The following is a 3,584-nucleotide window of genomic DNA, read 5'->3' on the forward strand; positions in this document are numbered from 1 at the left end:
GTCGAATCTGGGCTTCGCAAGGGGGCTTAAGTCGTAACAAGGTAGCCGTAGGGGAATCTGCGGCTGGATCACCTCCACAGACCCGAGACTCACCCACACGGGTGAGCTCACCTTTCGACCGCCAACGGTCACCACGACCGCCAACGGTCACTACTCATTCGCATGCGTCCAATGTCGGAATCCGGCCCACCGCCGGCCCGGACACCTTCGAGCGTCCACGGCTCACACCTACACACGCCACACAGACCCTCTCCACGCGGAGAGGTGGGCTCATAGCTCAGCGGTAGAGTGCCTCCCTTGCAAGGAGGATGCCCTGGGTTCGAATCCCAGTGAGTCCATGTCACCCCATCACCGAATCCGTCCCCTTAAGTGGGAGACGCGACTCGGTTGGGGTACGACGACCGATGCACCATCCCGGGAAACCGCGGATGGGAAGGGTTCGACGAACACGCGCTGCCACGCGTGATTCGATGACGACCGTGTATACGTGCGATCCAGACGTCCACTGAACTCATCCGAGTTCGTGGAACGTCAGTAAACCAATTACAGTCGGTGACTATTATAGTCACTTGACACGTCAGTGTCTTTCGAGACACTGACACACTACTGGCTACTGTGCCAGCTGGTGAATGGCTCGGCTCGAGAGCCGACGACGGACGTGCCAAGCTGCGAAAAGCTCGTGGGACCCGCATGGAGGGAAAGAACACGAGATCTCCGAATCGGAATCCGTTAACAATTGCCACGCGCAATAGGGAACCCCCTGAATTGAAACATCTCAGTAAGGGGAGGAAGAGAACGCAACCGCGATGTCGTCAGTAACCGCGAGTAAACGCGACACAGCCCAAACCGAAGGTCTTCGGACCAATGTGGTGTTCGGGTTGACATGCAAGTTCCGACAACTCATTCGAAGTCTCCTGGAACGGAGCGTGACACAGGGTGACAACCCCGTAGAATGAATCAGTACGAACGGCGTCAAATCCAGAGTAGCAGGGGTCGGATATCCTCTGTGAACACTCCAGGCATCCCCTGGAAAGGCTAAACACTCCTCGAGACCGATAGCGAACAAGTAGCGTGAGCGAACGCTGAAAAGCACCCCGAGAAGGGCGGTGCAATAGGGCCTGAAATCAGTTGGCGATCGAGCGACAGGGCGTAGAAGGCGACTCTCAAAACGACCGAGGAGCGATCCTCCAGTAGGAAGAGAGTCGAGCCGGCGTCGTGTCGTGCGTTTTGAAAAACGACCCAGGGAGTGTACCCGAATGGCGAGTCTAACCCGTGAACCGGGGAAGGCGCAGGGAAACCGATACGGCCGCAGCACTTTGTGCGAGGGCCACCGTGTTCAAGCGCGGGGAGTCATTCAGGTACGACCCGAAACCAGGCGATCTATACGCGAGCAGGGTGAAGCGTGGCGAAAGCCACGTGGAGGCCCGTTAGAGGTGGTATCCTACAATATCCTCTCGTGATTCGTGTATAGGGGTGAAAGGCCCATCGAGCCTGGCAACAGCTGGTTCCGACCGAAACATGTCGAAGCATGACCTCTTCAGAGGTAGCCCGCGGGGTAGAGCTACCGATTGGATGACCCGCCTCCGAGAGGAGTCGGCCATCCTGTCGAACTCCAAACCCGCAGGCGCCATAGACGAAGGGAGTCCGGTGCGCGGGGTAAGCCTGTGTACCGTGAGGGGAACAACCCAGAGCCGGGTTAAGGTCCCAAAGTGTAGATTAAGTGCGATTCGAAGGTGGTCTCAAGCCCTAAACAGCCGGGAGGTGAGCTTAGAAGCAGCTACCCTCTAAGAAAAGCGTAACAGCTTACCGGCCGAGGTTTGAGGCGCCCAAAATGATCGGGGCTCAAATCTACCACCGAGACCTGGCCGTACCCTTGACAGGGGTAACCGCGTAGGTCGGCGTTCTGTTCGGACGGAAGCACGGGCGAGAGCTCGTGTGGACCGTACAGAAACGACAATCCTGGTCACAGTAGCAGCGATAGTCGGGTGAGAACCTCGACGGCCTGATGAGCAAGGGTTCCTCGGCACTGCCAATCAGCCGAGGGTCAGCCGGTCCTAAGACACACCGCAACTCGACTGTGTCAACGGGAAACTGGTTAATATTCCAGTGCCATCATGCATCAAAAGTCGACGCCGTGTGGACCGCTGAGCCGGGCATTCGCCCGGTCGAATCGTGGAACCTCGTGGAGACCGTCATGGTACGAAGCGAGAGAAGCGCGAGACAGCGTAAGTCAGCCGTACATAGGGCCCGTGAAAAGACGAGCATGATGTCCGTACCGAGATCCGAAACAGGTGCTCTGGCAGCGCAAGCCACGGCCTGTCGGGAGAACCGACGTTAGGGAATTCGGCAAGTTAGTCCCGTACCTTCGGAAGAAGGGATGCCTGCTCTCTGAGGAGCAGGTCGCAGTGACTCGGGCGCTCCGACTGTCTAATAACAACACAGGTGACCGCAAATCCGCAAGGACTCGTACGGTCACTGAATCCTGCCCAGTGCGGGTATCTGAACACCTCGTACAAGAGGACGAAGGACCCGTCAACGGCGGGGGTAACTATGACCCTCTTAAGGTAGCGTAGTACCTTGCCGCTTCAGTAGCGGCTTGCATGAATGGATAAACGAGAGCGCCACTGTCCCAACGTTGGACCCGGTGAACTGTACGTTCCAGTGCGGAGTCTGGAGACCCCCAAGGGGAAGCGAAGACCCTATAGAGCTTTACTGCAGGCTGTCGCTGAGACGTGGTCGCCGATGTGCAGCATAGGTAGGAGACATTACACAGGTACCCGCGCCAGCGGGCCACCGAGTCAGCATTGAAATACTACCCGTCGGTGACTGCGACTCTCACTCCGGGAGGAGTACACCGGTAGCCGGGCAGTTTGACTGGGGCGGTACGCGCTCGAAAAGATATCGAGCGCGCCCGAAGATCATCTCAGCCGGGTCGGGAACCCGGCGAAGAGCGCAAGAGCACAAGATGGTCTGACAGTGTCATTCCCAACGAGTGACGCTGACGCGAAAGCGTGGTCTAGCGAACCTACGAGGCTCCGGAATGGGGCCCGTAGATGACAGAAAAGCTACCTTAGGGATAACAGAGTCGTCACCCGCAAGAGCACATATCGACCGGGTGGCTTGCTACCTCGATGTCGGTTCCCTCCATCCTGCCCGTGCAGAAGCGGGCAAGGGTGAGGTTGTTCGCCTATTAAAGGAGGTCGTGAGCTGGGTTTAGACCGTCGTGAGACAGGTCGGCTGCTATCTATTGGGGGTGTAATGGTACTTGACGTGAACGGTCGTATAGTACGAGAGGAACTACGACTGGTCGCCACTGGTGTACCGGTTGTCCGAAAGGGCAGATGCCGGGTAGCCACGCGACACGGGGTAAGAGCTGAACGCATCTAAGCTCGAAACCCACATGGAAAAGAAGTACCGTTGAGGTCACTCGTAGAAGACGAGTTCGATAGACTCGGGATGTACGCGCCGAGGCAACGAGGCGTTGAGTCCACGAGCACTAACAGACCGAAGCCAACAGTCATATGGTCACTGATTCCACACTCGTATGAGTTCAGGCGGTACCTGGATCGCACGTACACACGGTT

At 57.5% G+C, this 3,584-nt stretch carries 1 tRNA gene and 2 rRNA genes; all 3 read left to right on the forward strand.

Annotated features, from left to right (window positions below):
• Positions 1-77 (forward strand): 16S ribosomal RNA (locus tag OKW78_RS16445); the annotation flags it as partial.
• A 189-nt stretch (positions 78-266) separates the two neighbouring features.
• Positions 267-338: transfer RNA gene (locus tag OKW78_RS16450), tRNA-Ala, on the forward strand.
• A 262-nt stretch (positions 339-600) separates the two neighbouring features.
• A 23S ribosomal RNA gene (locus tag OKW78_RS16455) occupies positions 601-3,523 on the forward strand.
• Positions 3,524-3,584: the final 61 nt, after the last annotated feature.

This window comes from Halorubrum sp. F4, assembly GCF_027257195.1.
Taxonomy (GTDB): Archaea; Halobacteriota; Halobacteria; order Halobacteriales; family Haloferacaceae; genus Halorubrum.